We start from the raw sequence: 13,154 nt of genomic DNA on the forward strand, positions 1-13,154 counted from the left end.
GTACGCGGCGGGTCCCGCCGCAGGTCTCCCGCCCGCGAGGCGGTCGCCACCAGGCGACCCCGCTTCACCGCCGCAGCACCTCCGGGTTCGCGCAGTGGGCGAGCGGCTCGCCGCGCAGGTGCCGGCCGACCTCGGCGGCGACGATGGCCGCGGCCTTGTGGGCGACCTGCCGGCTGCCGCCCGCGATGTGCGGGGTGAGGACCACGCCGGGGGTGGTCAGCAGACGGGAGCCGGCGGGGAGGGGTTCCTCGGGGAAGACGTCGAGGCCGGCTCCGGCGAGCTGTCCGGTGTCCAGGGCGTCGCATACGGCGTCGTAGTCGAGCAGGGCGCCGCGGGCGCAGTTCACGAGGACGGAGCCGCGCGGCATCGCGGCGATCTGGTCACGGCCGATCATGCCCCTCGTCTCGTCGGTGACGCGGGCGTGGAGGGAGAGGATGCGGGAGCGGGTGAGGAGCTCGTCCAGGGGGACCGGTTCGGCGATGCCCCGCAGGGCTCGCGCGTCGACGTAGGGGTCGTGGACGAGTACGTGGGCGCCCATGGCGGCCAGGACCTTGGCGACCCGGCTGCCCACGGCTCCGTAGCCGACCAGGCCGACGGTGCAGCCCTCGACCTCGATGCCGCACTTGTCGTAGTCGAAGTAGTCGCCCCGCCAGATGCCCTTGCGCAGGTCGGTGTGGGCGTCGCCGACGCCGCGGGCGGCGGCGAGCAGCAGGGTGAGCGTGTGCTCGGCGGTTGCGGTGGCGTTGCGGCCCGGTGCGTAGCAGACGGCGACGCCGTGCCGGGTGGCCGCTTCGAGGTCGGCGTTGACGGGGCCGCCGCGGCTGACGCAGAAGAGTTCGAGGTCGGGGCAGTTCTCCAGGATGCGTTCGGTGAGCGGGGCGAGCTGGGTGACGCAGATCCTCACGCCCCGCAGGGCCTCGATGATTTCGTCCTCGGTCCCCGACGCCTCGTGGACTTCGGCGACTTGGCCGAAGGGGGTGTGCGGCCAGGGGAGCGTGTGTTCACGGACCTCCACCGCGCCGCCGGTGGCCTGCCGGAGGGCGTCGGTCAGCAGGCCCGGGAGGACGAAGTGATCGCCCGCGGCGAGTATGGGGGTGTTCATGCGTGGCTCTTTTCCGTGGTGAGGGGGCGGTCGCGGCCGTCGGGGTCCCGGGCCTCGGGGCGGGCCGGGAGCGGCACGTTGAGATAGAGGAGGGAGGCGCCCGCGCCCGTCAGCCGAAGTCCGGTGAGGGCGGTGTTGGGCAGTCGCGGGAAGGTTCCGCGGTACGCGCGGAGCGGCAGGCCCAGGTAACGGCAGAGGAGGAGACGCAGGAGCGTCGAGTGCGCGACCACGAGGATCCTGCCCTCCGGATGCGTGACGGCGATGTCGGTGAGGCAGGCGGACGCCCGGTCCGCGGCGTGCTGGGGGGACTCGCCCCCGGGAAGGTGGTGGGCGTCGGGGTCGGTGAGGAAGGCGTCGAGCCGGTCCGGGAACGCCTCGCGCATCTCGGCCCGGGTCATCCCCTCGGCCTTGCCGAAGTCGAGTTCACGCAGCCGCTCGTCGACGCGGTGCGGGAGGCCGCACGCCTGCGCGGCGGGGGCGGCGGTGAACCGCGCGCGGGAGAGCGGCGAGCTCCACACCTCCGTCAGGTCCGCGGTGCGGGACCAGCCGGCCAGGGCCGCGGCCTGCTCGCGACCGCGCGCGGTGAGGGCGATGTCGGTGCGCCCGGCGTAGCGGTTCTCCGCGTGCCAGCTGGTCTCGCCGTGGCGTACGAGGATGAAGTCGGTCATGGTGCTGCTCTCCTGCGGGCGTGTTCCGCCACGGCCGCATCCAGCCAGCCGCGGTGCGTGAGCCGGTCGATGAACCGGAGGTAGGCGGGGAGGTGGTGGGCGGTGCGCGCCGGGGCCGGGACGATCTCCTCGCCCAGGCGGACCATGCGGGCGATAGCCTCCTGGAGCGTGGCGCCGCCGGAGGTGGCGGCCAGCACCGCCATGCCGACGGCGCTCTCGGCCTGGACGGGCAGCCGGACCGTACGGCCCAGCACTTCGGCGCGCAGCCGGTTCCAGTACGGGTTGCGGGTGGCACCGCCGGTGAAGGTCAGCGGGCCGTCCACGGGTGCGCCCAGGTGGTCGAGGTAGTCGAAACACAGCCGCTCGACGCAGGCGACCCCGAGGAGACAGGCGTGAAACTCCTGGGCGCGGGTGGGGGTTTCGCCGAGGAGGAAGGGTTCGGCGTCCGGTGCCCGGAAGGGGAAGCGTTCTCCTCCGGCGGACACGAGCGGGTAGGCGACCGCGTCCCAGTCCTTGCCCTCGGCCTGACGGGTCAGGGGGGCGAGTTCCGTGCGGTCGAAGTGCCGGGAGAGGACCCCGGCACCGCTGCCGGAGGCACCGCCGGGCAGCCACTGCCCGTCCGGTCCCCGGTGGCAGTAGACGACGCCGGCCGGGTCGCGGACCAGGTGCGGACTGGTGCCCTTGAGGACGAGGGTGGTGCCGAGCACGGAGTTCCACGCACCCGGCCGCACGGCTCCGGCGGCGATCTGCGCGGCGCACCCATCGGTCATGCCGGCGACGACGACGGTTCCTTCGGGGATGCCAGTGGTCCGGGCCGCGTCGGCGCACACAGTGCCGAGCGGGTTTCCGGGGCGTACGACGTCGGGCAGGAGGCCCGACGGGACCTGGAGGCCGGCCAGTTCCTCGCTCGGCCATCGCTCCTGGACGAGGTGGTAGCCGGTCTTGAGGGCGTGACTGGCGTCGGTGGGCACCTGTTGCCCTGTCAGGCGCCAGGTGATGAGGTCCACTTGGTGCAGGAGCCGGGCTCCGGAAGGGGCGTCCCCGTGGTCCAGCAGCCACAGCAGTTTCGGGAGGGCCCAGGAGGTCTGCATGCTGCGGTAGCCGAGCTCCTTCCAGACCGGCTCCCCGACGGCGTTGGCCCGTACGGCCTGTTCGGCGGCGCGCCCGTCGTCGTACATCAGGCCGGGGGTGAGCGGGGTGCCGCGGGCGTCGGCGAGGAGGACGGTGCCGGAGGTGCCGTCGACGGCCAGGCCGCGGACGCGCTCGGGCGCGATACCGGCCAGTGCCTCGCGGCAGGCGGTGGCCAGTGCGCTCCACCACTGTTCCGGGTCCTGCTCGTGGCGCTCGCCGTCGCGGTGGCTTTCGAGGGGGCGGGCGGCGGCCGCGAGGACGTGGCCGCCGCCGTCCACGGCGACGCAGCGGGCGCTCTGGGTGCCGAGGTCGAGGCCGAGCCAGACGGCATCGGTGCCGGGGCGGTCAGGCACGGCAGCCTCCCGGGGTCGCGCCGACGGGCGGGTGCTGACGGGGGACGGGCGGCCGCGCGGGCGCGGTGCGCCGGGCCGTGGTCCGGGGCTGCCATCCGGCGTCACGGGCGAGCGAGCGCCAGTGGAGGAAGTCCTCGTACAGGCCGGCGTAGCGCCGGGCGCGGGGCGGGTCGGGTTCCCAGCTGTCCCGCATGTGCACGGAGGCGGCGACGGCGCTGTGCAGGTCGGGCTGGTCGCCGGAGAGCACGAGGGCGGTCAGGAAGGCGCCCTTGGCGCCGAGTTCGGTGTCGGCGGACCGGGCGGTGGGCACGCCCGTGACATCGGCGATCAGCCGGCACCAGGCGTCGCTGTTGGCACCGCCGCCGCACAGGCGCAGCTCGGTGGCGTCCGCGCCGGACGCGGCGAGGGAGTCGCGCAGCGCGAGCGACAGTCCGTCGAAGACAGCGCGAGCCAGGTCGGCGCGGGTGTGTTCCAGGGACAGGCCCCAGAACGTGCCGCGGGCGCCCGGGTCGAGGAAGGGGGCCCGTTCGCCCGCCGGGGAGAGGTAGGGCAGGAACATCAGCCCATCTCCCGCGGGTTGGGAGCGGAAGGCCAGCTGTGCGAGCTCCGGAGGGCCGGACAGGCCCAGGGTGCGCGCGGCCCAGTCCAGCACTTCCACGCCGTTGAGGGTGGGGAAGGCGCGCAGGACGTTCCCGTCGCCATGGCCGGCGATGGTGACGCCGCACGGTGCGCCGGTGGTGTCCACGGTCTCGCGGACGATCTCCGTGCACAGGGTGGTGCCGAGGATCCCGCAGGCCTGGCCGGGGTCGATGACGCCGACGCCGCGCGCGGTGGAGGCGATGTCGTAGGGGGCCATGACGACGGGCAGGCCGGTGGGCAGGCCGAGGAGTCCGGCCGCCTCGGTGGTCAGCTGAGCGATGCGCTCCCGCTCCCCCAGGACTTCGGGCAGCAGCCCGCGGAGCGCGCCGAGGCCGAAGAGGCCGACGAGGGCGGGGTCGTAGTCGCCGGTGGTGTGGTCGAGGAAGGGCGCGGAGGCGTCGGACTCGTCCACGGCCTTGGCGCCGGTGAGGCGGAGGAAGAGCCAGCCGGCGGCGGTGAGCGCGGAGCGGGAGCGTTCCAGCCGGTCGGGGTCGTGCGCGGCGAACCAGCTGAGGATCGCGTTGGGCATGCCCGTGCAGGTGAGGGAACCGTTGCGGCGGAACGCCTCGTCCAGGACGCCCTCGGCCTGCCAGCGGCGGACGATGCCGCCCGCCCGGCCGTCGGACCACAGGACGGCGGGTCCGGTGGGCCGGCCACCGGCGTCCACGAGCCAGACGCCGTCCCCCTGGGCCGTGAAGGCGAGCATCCGCACCGGGTCCGCCGACTCCGACAGCACGCTGCGGACGGTGGTGACCACGGCGTCCCACACGGCGTCCATGTCCTGTTCGGCCCAGCCCGGGTACGGGCGGTGCACGGCGGTGGCCTGGCGGGCGATGGCCATTTCCTTGCCCCGGTCGTCGAGGACGACCGCCTTGATCATCGTGGTGCCGACGTCGACGGCGAGTACCGACATGGCGGGGTTCACCGTCCCTCAGGAGCGTTCCTCATCGAAGCTCCCTTTCTCCTCGTGACGGAGCGACGCGCGGTGGCGTCCGGATCCGTGGCCGTCCTGTGTGAAATCCATGCAACTCCCGGCCGGAAACAGCGTCAACGGGCTCTGACATGTTCGCAGCGGGGACTGTCGTCTCCGTGTGGCATGGCGCGCATTCGCAGGCGGGAGGCTCGGGGAACAGGGCGAAGGGCCCTCACCAACGGTGTGATATCTGTGAGAAAATAACGCGACAACATCACACAGGAAGACCGCTGGGGTAAGGAAATGGACAGGACCGACATCCGGGAGGACAGGCGCCGCCAGATCCGTGAGGCCGTCGTCAGCGGAGGTTTCGTGCGGGCGTCGGAGTTGGCCGAGCAATTCGGCGTCAGCCTGATGACCGTCCACCGCGACCTGGACGCTCTCCAGGCACAGGGCTGGCTGCGCAAGGTGCGCGGCGGGGCGACGACGCTGCCGTCGGCACAGTTCCACGGCAGTGTCAGCGAACGCATGACGAGCATGGCGCGGACCAAACAGGCGCTGGCCCGGGCGGCGGCCACCCTGCTGGTTCCCGGGCAGACGGTGCTGGTCGACGACAGCACGACGTGCCTGATGCTCACCCACCGGTTCGCGGACCACGCCCCGCTCACCGTCATCACCAACTCGCTGCCGGCGATCACCACACTGGCGAAAGAGCCGGGCATCTCCCTGATCGCGCTGGGAGGCACGTACTTCCCCGCCTACGACGCGTTCATGGGCCTGCACACGGCGGACAGCGTCCGGGCCTTCCGGGCCGACGTGCTCTTCCTGTCGACCACTGCGGTCACCAACGGCCGCTGCTACCACACCTCTCCGGAGACCACCCAGGTCAAGCGCGCGATGATGGAGAGCGCGGCGCGCACGGTCCTGGTGGTCGACCATACGAAGTTCGCCAAGGAGGGCCTCTACGCACTCGCGCCGCTCGACGCGTTCGACCTGGTGGTCGTCGATGACGGGCTGCCGGGCGAGGAGTTGCGGGCGCTCAGGCAGAGCGGGGCCGACGTCATGCTGGTGCCGCACATGTGACGGCGCCCCGGGGCGGGTGCGGCGGGCAAGGGCCCACGGGGGCATGCTCTCGTGCTGCCGCACCCCGCCGGAACCGGGAGAAGAGCCCGGTCACGCCTGGGCGATGCCCTCCAGGTGCTGGATGTTCCGCCGGTCGGTGTGGTCCTGGCTCGGGACGGTGTCGAACCACGCGTCCAGGATCTCCTCAAGCATCGCGGCCGAGGTCAGCCGCAGGCCCAGGGCCAGGACATTCGCGTCGTTCCAGCGGCGGGCACCACTGGCCGTGTAGGCATCCGTGCACAGGGCGGCGCGTACGCCGGAGACCTTGTTCGCCGCGATGCTGGCACCGGTGCCGGTCCAGCAGCACACCACAGCCTGATCGGCCCGTCCTTCGGCCACGTCCCGGGCGGCGGCCTCTGTGCAGAACGCCCAGTCGCCCTCCCCCTCCGGTCCCAGCACGCCATGAGTGATCACCTCATGCCCACGGCGGCCCAACTCCTCCACGAGCTGACGGGCCACACCCTTGTCCCAGTCGGCGGAAACGGAGATCCGCAGATTCGCCATGACGCCCTCGTTCCAATAGATCCGATACGTCAAGGAAACCACCTCGCGAGCTACTCGCCGAGACCACCCGTGGGCAAGCGACAGGAGCGGCGCCCTGTCAGGACGTACCCGGGACGACTCGGTGGAACCGACCGCTCCTCCGGCGTGAGAAGCGCCTTGAGCGGGGAGGTGAAAATGGGGAGGCGCCCACACTCGCGGTGTATGTACGCTTCGGTGTGGATTTCATGATGCGACCCCTCAGGACGGCAGACATCCCTGCTCTCACGAGCCTGCGTGAGAAGGCCGAGCGTGCGGACGACACGGGCATGCACGTCGATGAGACAGATGTCCGCGAGACACTCGCCGACCCGAAACTCGACGCGGAGCGCGATACGGCCGGTGTCTGGCACGACGCACGACTGGTGGCGTACGCGATGGTCTACCCCCCGGAGCGAGTGCGGGACGTGATGCGTTTCGAGACCGCCGCCGCGGTCGATCCCGACTGGCGGCACCGGGGACTGGGGACACAGTTGGTCCGGTGGATGCGGACGCGTGCGCGTGCGGTACATACGGAGCGCCACTGCGATGCACCGGGAGAGCTGCTGCTTTCCGGAGTGGCCGCGAACACCGGCCTGACGGCCCTGGCGGAGAGCACGGGGTTCGCTCCCTGCCGGTACTGGTTCAGCATGACGTACGACGTGCGCGCCGGCACAGCGCAGAACACCGTCCCTCCCGAGGGCCTGCGGCTGGTGCCCTTCCGGATGGCGTACGACGAAGCGACCCGCCTCGCTCACAACGAAGCGTTCAAGGACCACTGGGACTTCACCGGGACCGACGAGACCGATTGGCGCTTCTGGGCGACGGGATCCGGTTCGTTCCGGGAAGAGCTGTCCGCCCTCCTGCTCGATGCCGACGGCCAGGTGGCGGCATACCTCCTGGCGGACGAGTACGCCGCCGATACCGCCGCCACCGGACAGCGGACGTGCACCGTGGCCTTCCTCGGCACCCTGCCGGCCCATCGGGGACGGGGCGCGGCCCGCACCTTGCTGGCGCACACCCTCGGCGAGGCGCGGCGCCTCGGATACGACCGGGCGGAACTCGTCGTGGACACCGCCAGCGCGACCGGCGCACTGGGGCTTTATCAGGATGTGGGCTTCACGGTGGACCGGAAGTTCGTCACCTACGCCGGCCCACTCGGCTGAGCTTCGCGCCTATTCCCTCCGAGAGTTCACACCACGAGGCCGGGCCCCGTCAGCACGCGCCTGCCGGGAACACGGAACAGCGGCCGTGACGTTACCCGGCCTCGTCAGGGCGGAGTTCGGAGGGTTTATGCCCCCGAGACGTACTCGTTGCCCTGCGTCCCACTCATGCGCAGATAACCGATCCGCCGCCCACGGCGCCCACGCCGTCATACGCCGGTCGCACTCCTCGTGTCGTTCGACGCACGGCTACGACAGGACCTCCGTGGCCCACCGGCTTGGGGGGGGAACGCAGCCCAAAGCACCGATACCGGAACTCGTCGCGAAGACCTGACCCGCCGCCTCCAGCGCACGGTCACCCCGCGTTCCGCGGGCTTCGCACTCACGCGGTCCGCCACGGGGGCCACGCGCTGGCCGCCGGGCCCGGGGCTGTAGCAGGGGCCATGGGTGTGCGGCGGCCCGCACCAGCGCTCAGTCCTCACGTGTCCCGCCAGTCGCGTCCGGTGCGTCGGCCGCGCCTCGGAGAGTGGGCGGGAGGGTTGCCAGGCCGTCGCTCGCGATGGTGGTCATGATCGTGCGCCAGCCTGCGGCGGCCTGTGGGCCGGCTGCTGCGAGGGCTGCGGCGAAGGGTGCCAGCTTGGCGTCGCGCAGGCGTTTCTCCAGTTCGCGGCCCTGGGGTGTGAGGCGGAGCTGTTTGCGGCGACGGTCGGCGGGCGACGGGGTCGCTTCCACCCAGCCGTCGTTGAGGAGGGTGCGCAGGGGTGGGTTGAGGGCCTGTTTGCTGAGTTCGAGGGTAGTGCGCAGTTCGCCGACGCTCATGCCGGGTGTGGTGGCGAGGAAGAAGAGGATGCGGTGGTGGGCACGGCCCATGCCGTGTTCGGTGAGGATCCGGTCGGCCTCGCGGTTGTGGCGCCGGTGGGCGGCGTAGAAGAGCGCGAAGTCGCGGTCGTAGGCATCCGGCCTCAACAGGTCAGTCATGTTGACCCATCCTACGGGCGGGCGTACCGTGAAAGAGGTAGGTCAAGCATCCTGACCTATTGTTCCTGAGGAAAGGCGCTTGTCATGACGACACCCACCGTCGCCGAATACCTTCTGAACCGACTGGCCGAACTGGGAATCGACCACATCTTCGGAGTCCCCGGGGACTTCAACCTCGGATTCCTCGACCAGGTCACCGCGGCCAAGGGCATGACCTGGGTCGGGAACTGCAACGAGCTCAACGCCGGATACGCGGCCGACGGTTACGCCCGCGTCCGCGGCGCCGGGGCGGTCCTGTCCACCTTCGGTGTCGGGGAGCTTTCCCTGGTCAACGCCGTCGCCGGCAGCTACGCCGAATCGGTCCCCGTCGTCGCGATCAGCGGCATGCCCGCCACCGGCGCGGCAGCCTCGGGCAAGCCGCTCCACCACACCCTCGGGGACGGCGACTACCAGCACTTTTCCCGCATGTTCGCGGAGATCACCGTCGCCCACACCACGCTGACCGCCGACAACGCCGCACCGGAGATCGACCGCGTCCTGGGCGAGCTCATGCACCACAAGCGTCCCGTCCACATCAACCTTCCCACCGATGTGGTCACCGCCCCCTGCCCCGCCCCGGCCAGCCCCTTGCCCGCCGCTGGCGACGCCGCTGCGGACCCAGCACGCCTGGAGGAATTCCTCGCACACTGCGCCCGCCTCCTCGGCCCCGCCCGTACCGTCACGGTGCTGGCCGGACACCACATCGACCGTTGCCACCTGCGCACCGCCCTCGCCGGCCTCGTCGAGGCGGGCGGCACAGGCATGAGGACCGCCGCGTTCTCCCTGGGCAAGAGCACCGTCGACGAGACCGGCCCGGCCTTCGCCGGCATCTACACCGGCGCCCTCAGTGACGAGAGCACGCGGAAGGCGGTGGAGGACACCGAGTGCCTGATCCTGGCCGGCGCCGAGATCACCGACATCGACACCGGCGGATTCACCCATCATTTCGACGCCACACCCACCATCGCCCTGCACCCCGATCACGCCGAGGCCGGCCCCACCCGCTACGACCACCTGCCTCTGGCCCGGGCCCTGGACGGTCTGACACGGCTCCTGCGTGCACGCCCCGGTCTGCGCCCCGAAGCCCGCCCCACCCCGGCCCGCGAGTCCTCCCCGGTCACTGCCGATGGTGGCGGCCCGCTGACCCAGAAAGCCTTCTGGCAGCGGCTCTCCGCCGCCCTGGAGCCCGGCGACATCCTCATCGCCGACCTCGGCACCGCCTCGTTCGGCGCCCAGGAACTGCGCCTGCCCGCCGGGGTGCGGTTCATCTGCCAGACCCTGTGGGCCTCGATCGGCTACTCCCTGCCCGCCGCCTTCGGCGCCCAGCTCGCCGCCCCCGGACGCCGCTGCGTCCTGGTCATCGGTGACGGCGCGCTCCAGCTCACGGCCCAGGCCATCGGCACCGCCGCACGCCACGGCGCCGCCCCCGTGGTGCTCGTGCTGAACAACGACGGCTACACCGTCGAGCGCGCCATCCACGGCCCTGAGGCCACCTACAACGACGTCGCCGCCTGGGACTACACCGCCCTGCCGGCCGCCTTCGGCGCCGGGGACCGCGCGGTCACCGACCGGGTCACCACGGCCGAGGAGCTGAACGGGGCTCTCACGCGCGCCGCCGCCGCGCACCGTGAGGGCCGCCTGTCCCTGGTCGAGGCCGTACTCGACCGCCAGGACGCCCCCCAGCTGCTCAACGCGCTCTGTGAGCGTCTCGCCTCCCAGAACGCTTACTGACCACGGACAGACCGAACGGAGGATCACGATGAAGATCGCACGCTGCACCGACGGAACCACCAGCTTCTGGGCCGTCGTCCACCCCGGGGACGACTCCGCCCGCCCACTTGCGGGCGCGTTCGCGGACTGGGCCCCGGCCCTGACCGCCGACCCCACCGCCACCCCGCCCTGGGGCGGCCTCCAGCGCTCCCTGCACAGTCTGCGGCTACTCGCCCCGATCGAGCCCGGTGCGAAGGTCGTCTGTGCCGGTGCCACCTACGCCGCCCACCTGGAACGGCTCGGCCTGAAGGTCCCGGACGAGCCCACGGCCTTCCTCAAGCCCTACGAGGCGATGATCGGCCCCGGCGACGAGATCGCCTACCCAGCCGTGACCAGCGCACTCGACTACGAGGCCGAACTCGTCGCCGTCATCGGCTCCACCCGCGTCACCGACCCCGCCAACCCCCTCAAGAACGTGCTCGGTTACACCATGGGCAACGACGTCTCCGCCCGCGACCTCCAATTCGGCGGGGCACTCACCGGCATCGACCTCTTCTCCGGCAAGGTCCTGGACCACACCACCGCCGTGGGCCCGTGGATCGTCACCCGCGACGAATTCGGTGACACCCACCCCGACCTGGCCATCGGCCTCACCGTGAACGGCGAGCAGCGGCAGAAGGACCGTACCTCCAGCATGCTCTGGGGCACCGGCGAACTCCTCGCCTACGCCGACGCCCGCACCAGCCTCCACAGCGGCGACATCTTCTTCACCGGTACCCCCGCCGGTGTCGGCCACGAAACCGGCGACTACCTACAGCCCCGCCAGACCGTCGCCGTCACCATCGAAGGCATCGGCACCCTCACCAACACCGTCGGCCCCTCGACCGGTGACAACTCGCCGTCCGCACCGGCCCTGAACCCACACACCATCAGCCGACCCACCGGAAGCGGGCCGCACCGCGCAGAGAAGTGACGAACCATGCAGCCAGATGCCGGCCGCCCTGACACATGCACTCCCCCTCCCGGCGCCTCCCCCCACGCGCATGCCGCCTCACTCACCGCCACAGCACGGGACGGCACACCGATCGGCCTGCGCTGGTACACGAAGAACGACACTTCCCCCGGTTCCGCCGTCCTCTACGCACACGGCGGCGGAATGGCCGCCGGTGACCTGGACATATACGACCCTGTACTGGCCGCGTACGTCGACGCGACGGCACGCGGGTGACTGTGGTCCTCGGCTCCGCGGCCGGCGGGATCGGGACGCACGAAACACAGCACCGCAAATTCCTGAGCTCGGGGACCCGGTCCCTCTCACCGCATACCCTGCCCGCCTTCCTGCCCATTATGGCGGCCGGTCAGCTGGCCATCGCGCTGGGGGCGAAGGGGGCCGCCCTCCATACGGCCACCGCCTGCGGCTCCGGCTCCACCGGCATCATCACCGCCGCCACGATGCTGCACAGCGGTGCCTGTGACATCGCCGGCGGCGCCGACGCCATGATCACTCCCCTGTGCACCACCGCGTTCGCCCGGATGAGAGCCCTCTCCCGGCGCGACGACGAGCCCCAGCACACCGCTCAACGCCTGTACCGAAGCCGCCGTGCTGCACCGACTTCCCCGAGAGCCCTCCCTCGGTGACCGCGGCCAAGGGCGTCGTCGGGCACACCATGGGAGCGGCCGGGGCCATCGAGGCCGCGCGCACCGCCCTCACCATCGAGCACCAAGTGGTGCCGCCGGCCGCCAACTTCCACCGGACGGATCCCGGCACAGCACCGCTCGACCTGGTCCGCGCAAGGCCCCGACCACAGCGCATCAGCCTCGCGCTGAGCAACTCCTGTGGTTTCGGGGGCCACAACGCCGTACTGGCCCTGCGGCCCGCCACCGCGTAGTCCCGCTCGGCGGCTACCGGGCGAGACATGACGCGGGTCCCTGAGCCCTTGACCGAGCCAGGCGGTGGCGCGCGTCGCCTCTCCGGCGCGGGCACGGCCCGCACCGGAGCGTGACGAAGACCGCGCCTACCCGGGCTTCGCTACTTGCTGATGGCGAAGCGCATCAGGGCATGCTCATCTCCTTGCTTGATCTTTCCGGTCTCATTGATCACCTGAAGCTTCCAGCCCCCGCCGTCCCGCACCGCCTTGGCCACAGCACAGCCGTTGTCGGTGGTGAGCAGACTTGGCCAGATGTCGGCGACCTGCTGGCTGCTGCCACCCGTCGCGTCGTACACCTTGAAGCTGATGTTCCGCGCCTTCTGGAAGGAGCTCTGCTTCTTGTAGGCGGCGGCGATGAACACGATGGCCGTGACGTTGGACGGCACCCGGCCGAACTCCACGGTCACCGTCTCGTCGTCACCGTCACCGCGGCCGGTCTGGTTGTCCCCGCTGTGCACCAGCGAGCCGTTGCCCATCGGGTCCAGGGAGTCAAGACCGGCGAGGCGCACCGGATCCGCTCCCTGCATCGCGACAGCGATCAGGTCGAGGTCGGTACCGGCCTTCCGCCGGAGCTTCCCCATCAGCCCGCCGCTGCTGCCCGCGGTGGGATCCCAGGACACGCCGATGGACAGATGGGTCACCCCACCCAGATCCGCCGGGCCGTCTTCCTTCGTCAGCGTAATCATGGCCAAATCCTCATGAGTAGTCAGATAGCTACCCATGCAGTGTGCCTGACGCTTCCCCAGGCCGGGACAGCCGACCGGGCCCCCGACGACTTCACCGCGATCCCACCCCTAGGTAGTGTCTGATGGCTCTTTGACGAGGTCGCGGAGCCAGATGACGATGGCGGCGGTGGCCAGGGTGCCGTGGAAGATGTAGTCACGCTTGT

Annotated in this window: 14 protein-coding genes; 7 read left to right on the forward strand and 7 right to left on the reverse strand. The window is 71.3% G+C overall.

The window, feature by feature from the left end; genetic code table 11:
• Nucleotides 1–64: 64 nt before the first annotated feature.
• Genes ACH427_RS30805 through ACH427_RS30820 form a run of 4 tightly spaced genes read right to left on the reverse strand, consistent with a single transcriptional unit; the run spans nucleotide 65 to nucleotide 4,806 of the window.
• Nucleotides 65–1,102, reverse strand: coding sequence for a 2-hydroxyacid dehydrogenase (locus ACH427_RS30805; protein ID WP_398874850.1), 1,038 nt, complete (start codon nucleotides 1,100–1,102; stop codon nucleotides 65–67).
• Nucleotides 1,099–1,770, reverse strand: a complete 672-nt coding sequence (locus tag ACH427_RS30810; protein ID WP_398874851.1) for a histidine phosphatase family protein — start codon at nucleotides 1,768–1,770, stop codon at nucleotides 1,099–1,101. The genes ACH427_RS30805 and ACH427_RS30810 overlap by 4 nt, the downstream gene beginning before the upstream one ends.
• A complete protein-coding gene (locus ACH427_RS30815) occupies nucleotides 1,767–3,254 on the reverse strand; it encodes an FGGY-family carbohydrate kinase (RefSeq protein WP_398874852.1) in 1,488 nt (495 codons plus the stop codon). The genes ACH427_RS30810 and ACH427_RS30815 overlap by 4 nt, the downstream gene beginning before the upstream one ends.
• Nucleotides 3,247–4,806, reverse strand: a complete 1,560-nt coding sequence (locus ACH427_RS30820; RefSeq protein WP_398874854.1) for an FGGY family carbohydrate kinase — start codon at nucleotides 4,804–4,806, stop codon at nucleotides 3,247–3,249. The genes ACH427_RS30815 and ACH427_RS30820 overlap by 8 nt, the downstream gene beginning before the upstream one ends.
• A 303-nt stretch (nucleotides 4,807–5,109) precedes the next feature.
• Here ACH427_RS30820 and ACH427_RS30825 point away from each other — a divergent pair, with 303 nt between their 5' ends.
• Nucleotides 5,110–5,889: a DeoR/GlpR family DNA-binding transcription regulator gene (locus tag ACH427_RS30825; protein WP_398874856.1), complete on the forward strand. Its 780-nt coding sequence runs from the start codon at nucleotides 5,110–5,112 to the stop codon at nucleotides 5,887–5,889.
• A gap of 90 nt (nucleotides 5,890–5,979) precedes the next feature.
• Here the strand turns inward: ACH427_RS30825 and ACH427_RS30830 are convergent, their stop codons facing one another.
• Nucleotides 5,980–6,423, reverse strand: coding sequence for an RpiB/LacA/LacB family sugar-phosphate isomerase (locus tag ACH427_RS30830; protein WP_398874874.1), 444 nt, complete (start codon nucleotides 6,421–6,423; stop codon nucleotides 5,980–5,982).
• A gap of 314 nt (nucleotides 6,424–6,737) precedes the next feature.
• Here ACH427_RS30830 and ACH427_RS30835 point away from each other — a divergent pair, with 314 nt between their 5' ends.
• Nucleotides 6,738–7,613 carry a GNAT family N-acetyltransferase gene (locus ACH427_RS30835; RefSeq protein WP_398874858.1) on the forward strand — a complete coding sequence of 292 codons (876 nt, stop codon included), beginning with the start codon at nucleotides 6,738–6,740 and terminating at the stop codon, nucleotides 7,611–7,613.
• 468 nt (nucleotides 7,614–8,081) lie between these two features.
• Here the strand turns inward: ACH427_RS30835 and ACH427_RS30840 are convergent, their stop codons facing one another.
• The gene (locus tag ACH427_RS30840; protein ID WP_398874860.1) at nucleotides 8,082–8,588 is read right to left on the reverse strand and encodes a MarR family winged helix-turn-helix transcriptional regulator; all 507 of its coding nucleotides are present in this window, start codon (nucleotides 8,586–8,588) and stop codon (nucleotides 8,082–8,084) included.
• An 84-nt stretch (nucleotides 8,589–8,672) separates the two neighbouring features.
• Between ACH427_RS30840 and ACH427_RS30845 the strand changes: the two genes are divergently transcribed.
• From ACH427_RS30845 to ACH427_RS30865, 5 genes are read left to right on the forward strand one after another with little or no spacing between them, the layout of a single operon-like run.
• Complete coding sequence (locus tag ACH427_RS30845) at nucleotides 8,673–10,358, forward strand: alpha-keto acid decarboxylase family protein (protein ID WP_398874862.1); 1,686 nt, start codon at nucleotides 8,673–8,675, stop codon at nucleotides 10,356–10,358.
• A gap of 28 nt (nucleotides 10,359–10,386) precedes the next feature.
• Nucleotides 10,387–11,310 (forward strand): fumarylacetoacetate hydrolase family protein, encoded by a 924-nt coding sequence (locus ACH427_RS30850; RefSeq protein ID WP_398874864.1) that lies wholly within the window; start codon nucleotides 10,387–10,389, stop codon nucleotides 11,308–11,310.
• A gap of 6 nt (nucleotides 11,311–11,316) precedes the next feature.
• Nucleotides 11,317–11,565 carry a hypothetical protein gene (locus ACH427_RS30855; protein WP_398874866.1) on the forward strand — a complete coding sequence of 83 codons (249 nt, stop codon included), beginning with the start codon at nucleotides 11,317–11,319 and terminating at the stop codon, nucleotides 11,563–11,565.
• 2 nt (nucleotides 11,566–11,567) lie between these two features.
• The gene (locus ACH427_RS30860) at nucleotides 11,568–11,975 is read left to right on the forward strand and encodes a beta-ketoacyl synthase N-terminal-like domain-containing protein (protein ID WP_398874875.1); all 408 of its coding nucleotides are present in this window, start codon (nucleotides 11,568–11,570) and stop codon (nucleotides 11,973–11,975) included.
• Entirely contained in the window at nucleotides 11,972–12,226 is a 255-nt protein-coding gene (locus tag ACH427_RS30865) for a hypothetical protein (protein WP_398874868.1), read from the forward strand. Before ACH427_RS30860 ends, ACH427_RS30865 begins: the two co-directional genes overlap by 4 nt.
• A gap of 140 nt (nucleotides 12,227–12,366) precedes the next feature.
• On the opposite strand, the gene ACH427_RS30870 is transcribed toward ACH427_RS30865, so the two are convergent.
• Nucleotides 12,367–12,951, reverse strand: coding sequence for a TerD family protein (locus ACH427_RS30870; protein WP_398874870.1), 585 nt, complete (start codon nucleotides 12,949–12,951; stop codon nucleotides 12,367–12,369).
• Between the last annotated feature and the right edge of the window lie 203 nt (nucleotides 12,952–13,154).

This window comes from Streptomyces sp. NPDC020379 (assembly GCF_044387105.1).
GTDB lineage: Bacteria > Actinomycetota > Actinomycetes > Streptomycetales > Streptomycetaceae > Streptomyces.

What these genes read in the sequence shown, in the direction of transcription:
- ACH427_RS30805 (WP_398874850.1), bottom strand. Translation starts at nt 1,102, where the DNA reads ATGAACACCCCCATACTCGCCGCGGGCGATCACTTCGTCCTCCCGGGC.
- ACH427_RS30810 (WP_398874851.1), bottom strand. Translation starts at nt 1,770, where the DNA reads ATGACCGACTTCATCCTCGTACGCCACGGCGAGACCAGCTGGCACGCG.
- ACH427_RS30820 (WP_398874854.1), bottom strand. Translation starts at nt 4,806, where the DNA reads ATGTCGGTACTCGCCGTCGACGTCGGCACCACGATGATCAAGGCGGTC.
- ACH427_RS30825 (WP_398874856.1), top strand. Translation starts at nt 5,110, where the DNA reads ATGGACAGGACCGACATCCGGGAGGACAGGCGCCGCCAGATCCGTGAG.
- ACH427_RS30835 (WP_398874858.1), top strand. Translation starts at nt 6,738, where the DNA reads ATGCACGTCGATGAGACAGATGTCCGCGAGACACTCGCCGACCCGAAA.
- ACH427_RS30840 (WP_398874860.1), bottom strand. Translation starts at nt 8,588, where the DNA reads ATGACTGACCTGTTGAGGCCGGATGCCTACGACCGCGACTTCGCGCTC.
- ACH427_RS30845 (WP_398874862.1), top strand. Translation starts at nt 8,673, where the DNA reads ATGACGACACCCACCGTCGCCGAATACCTTCTGAACCGACTGGCCGAA.
- ACH427_RS30850 (WP_398874864.1), top strand. Translation starts at nt 10,387, where the DNA reads ATGAAGATCGCACGCTGCACCGACGGAACCACCAGCTTCTGGGCCGTC.
- ACH427_RS30855 (WP_398874866.1), top strand. Translation starts at nt 11,317, where the DNA reads ATGCAGCCAGATGCCGGCCGCCCTGACACATGCACTCCCCCTCCCGGC.
- ACH427_RS30870 (WP_398874870.1), bottom strand. Translation starts at nt 12,951, where the DNA reads ATGATTACGCTGACGAAGGAAGACGGCCCGGCGGATCTGGGTGGGGTG.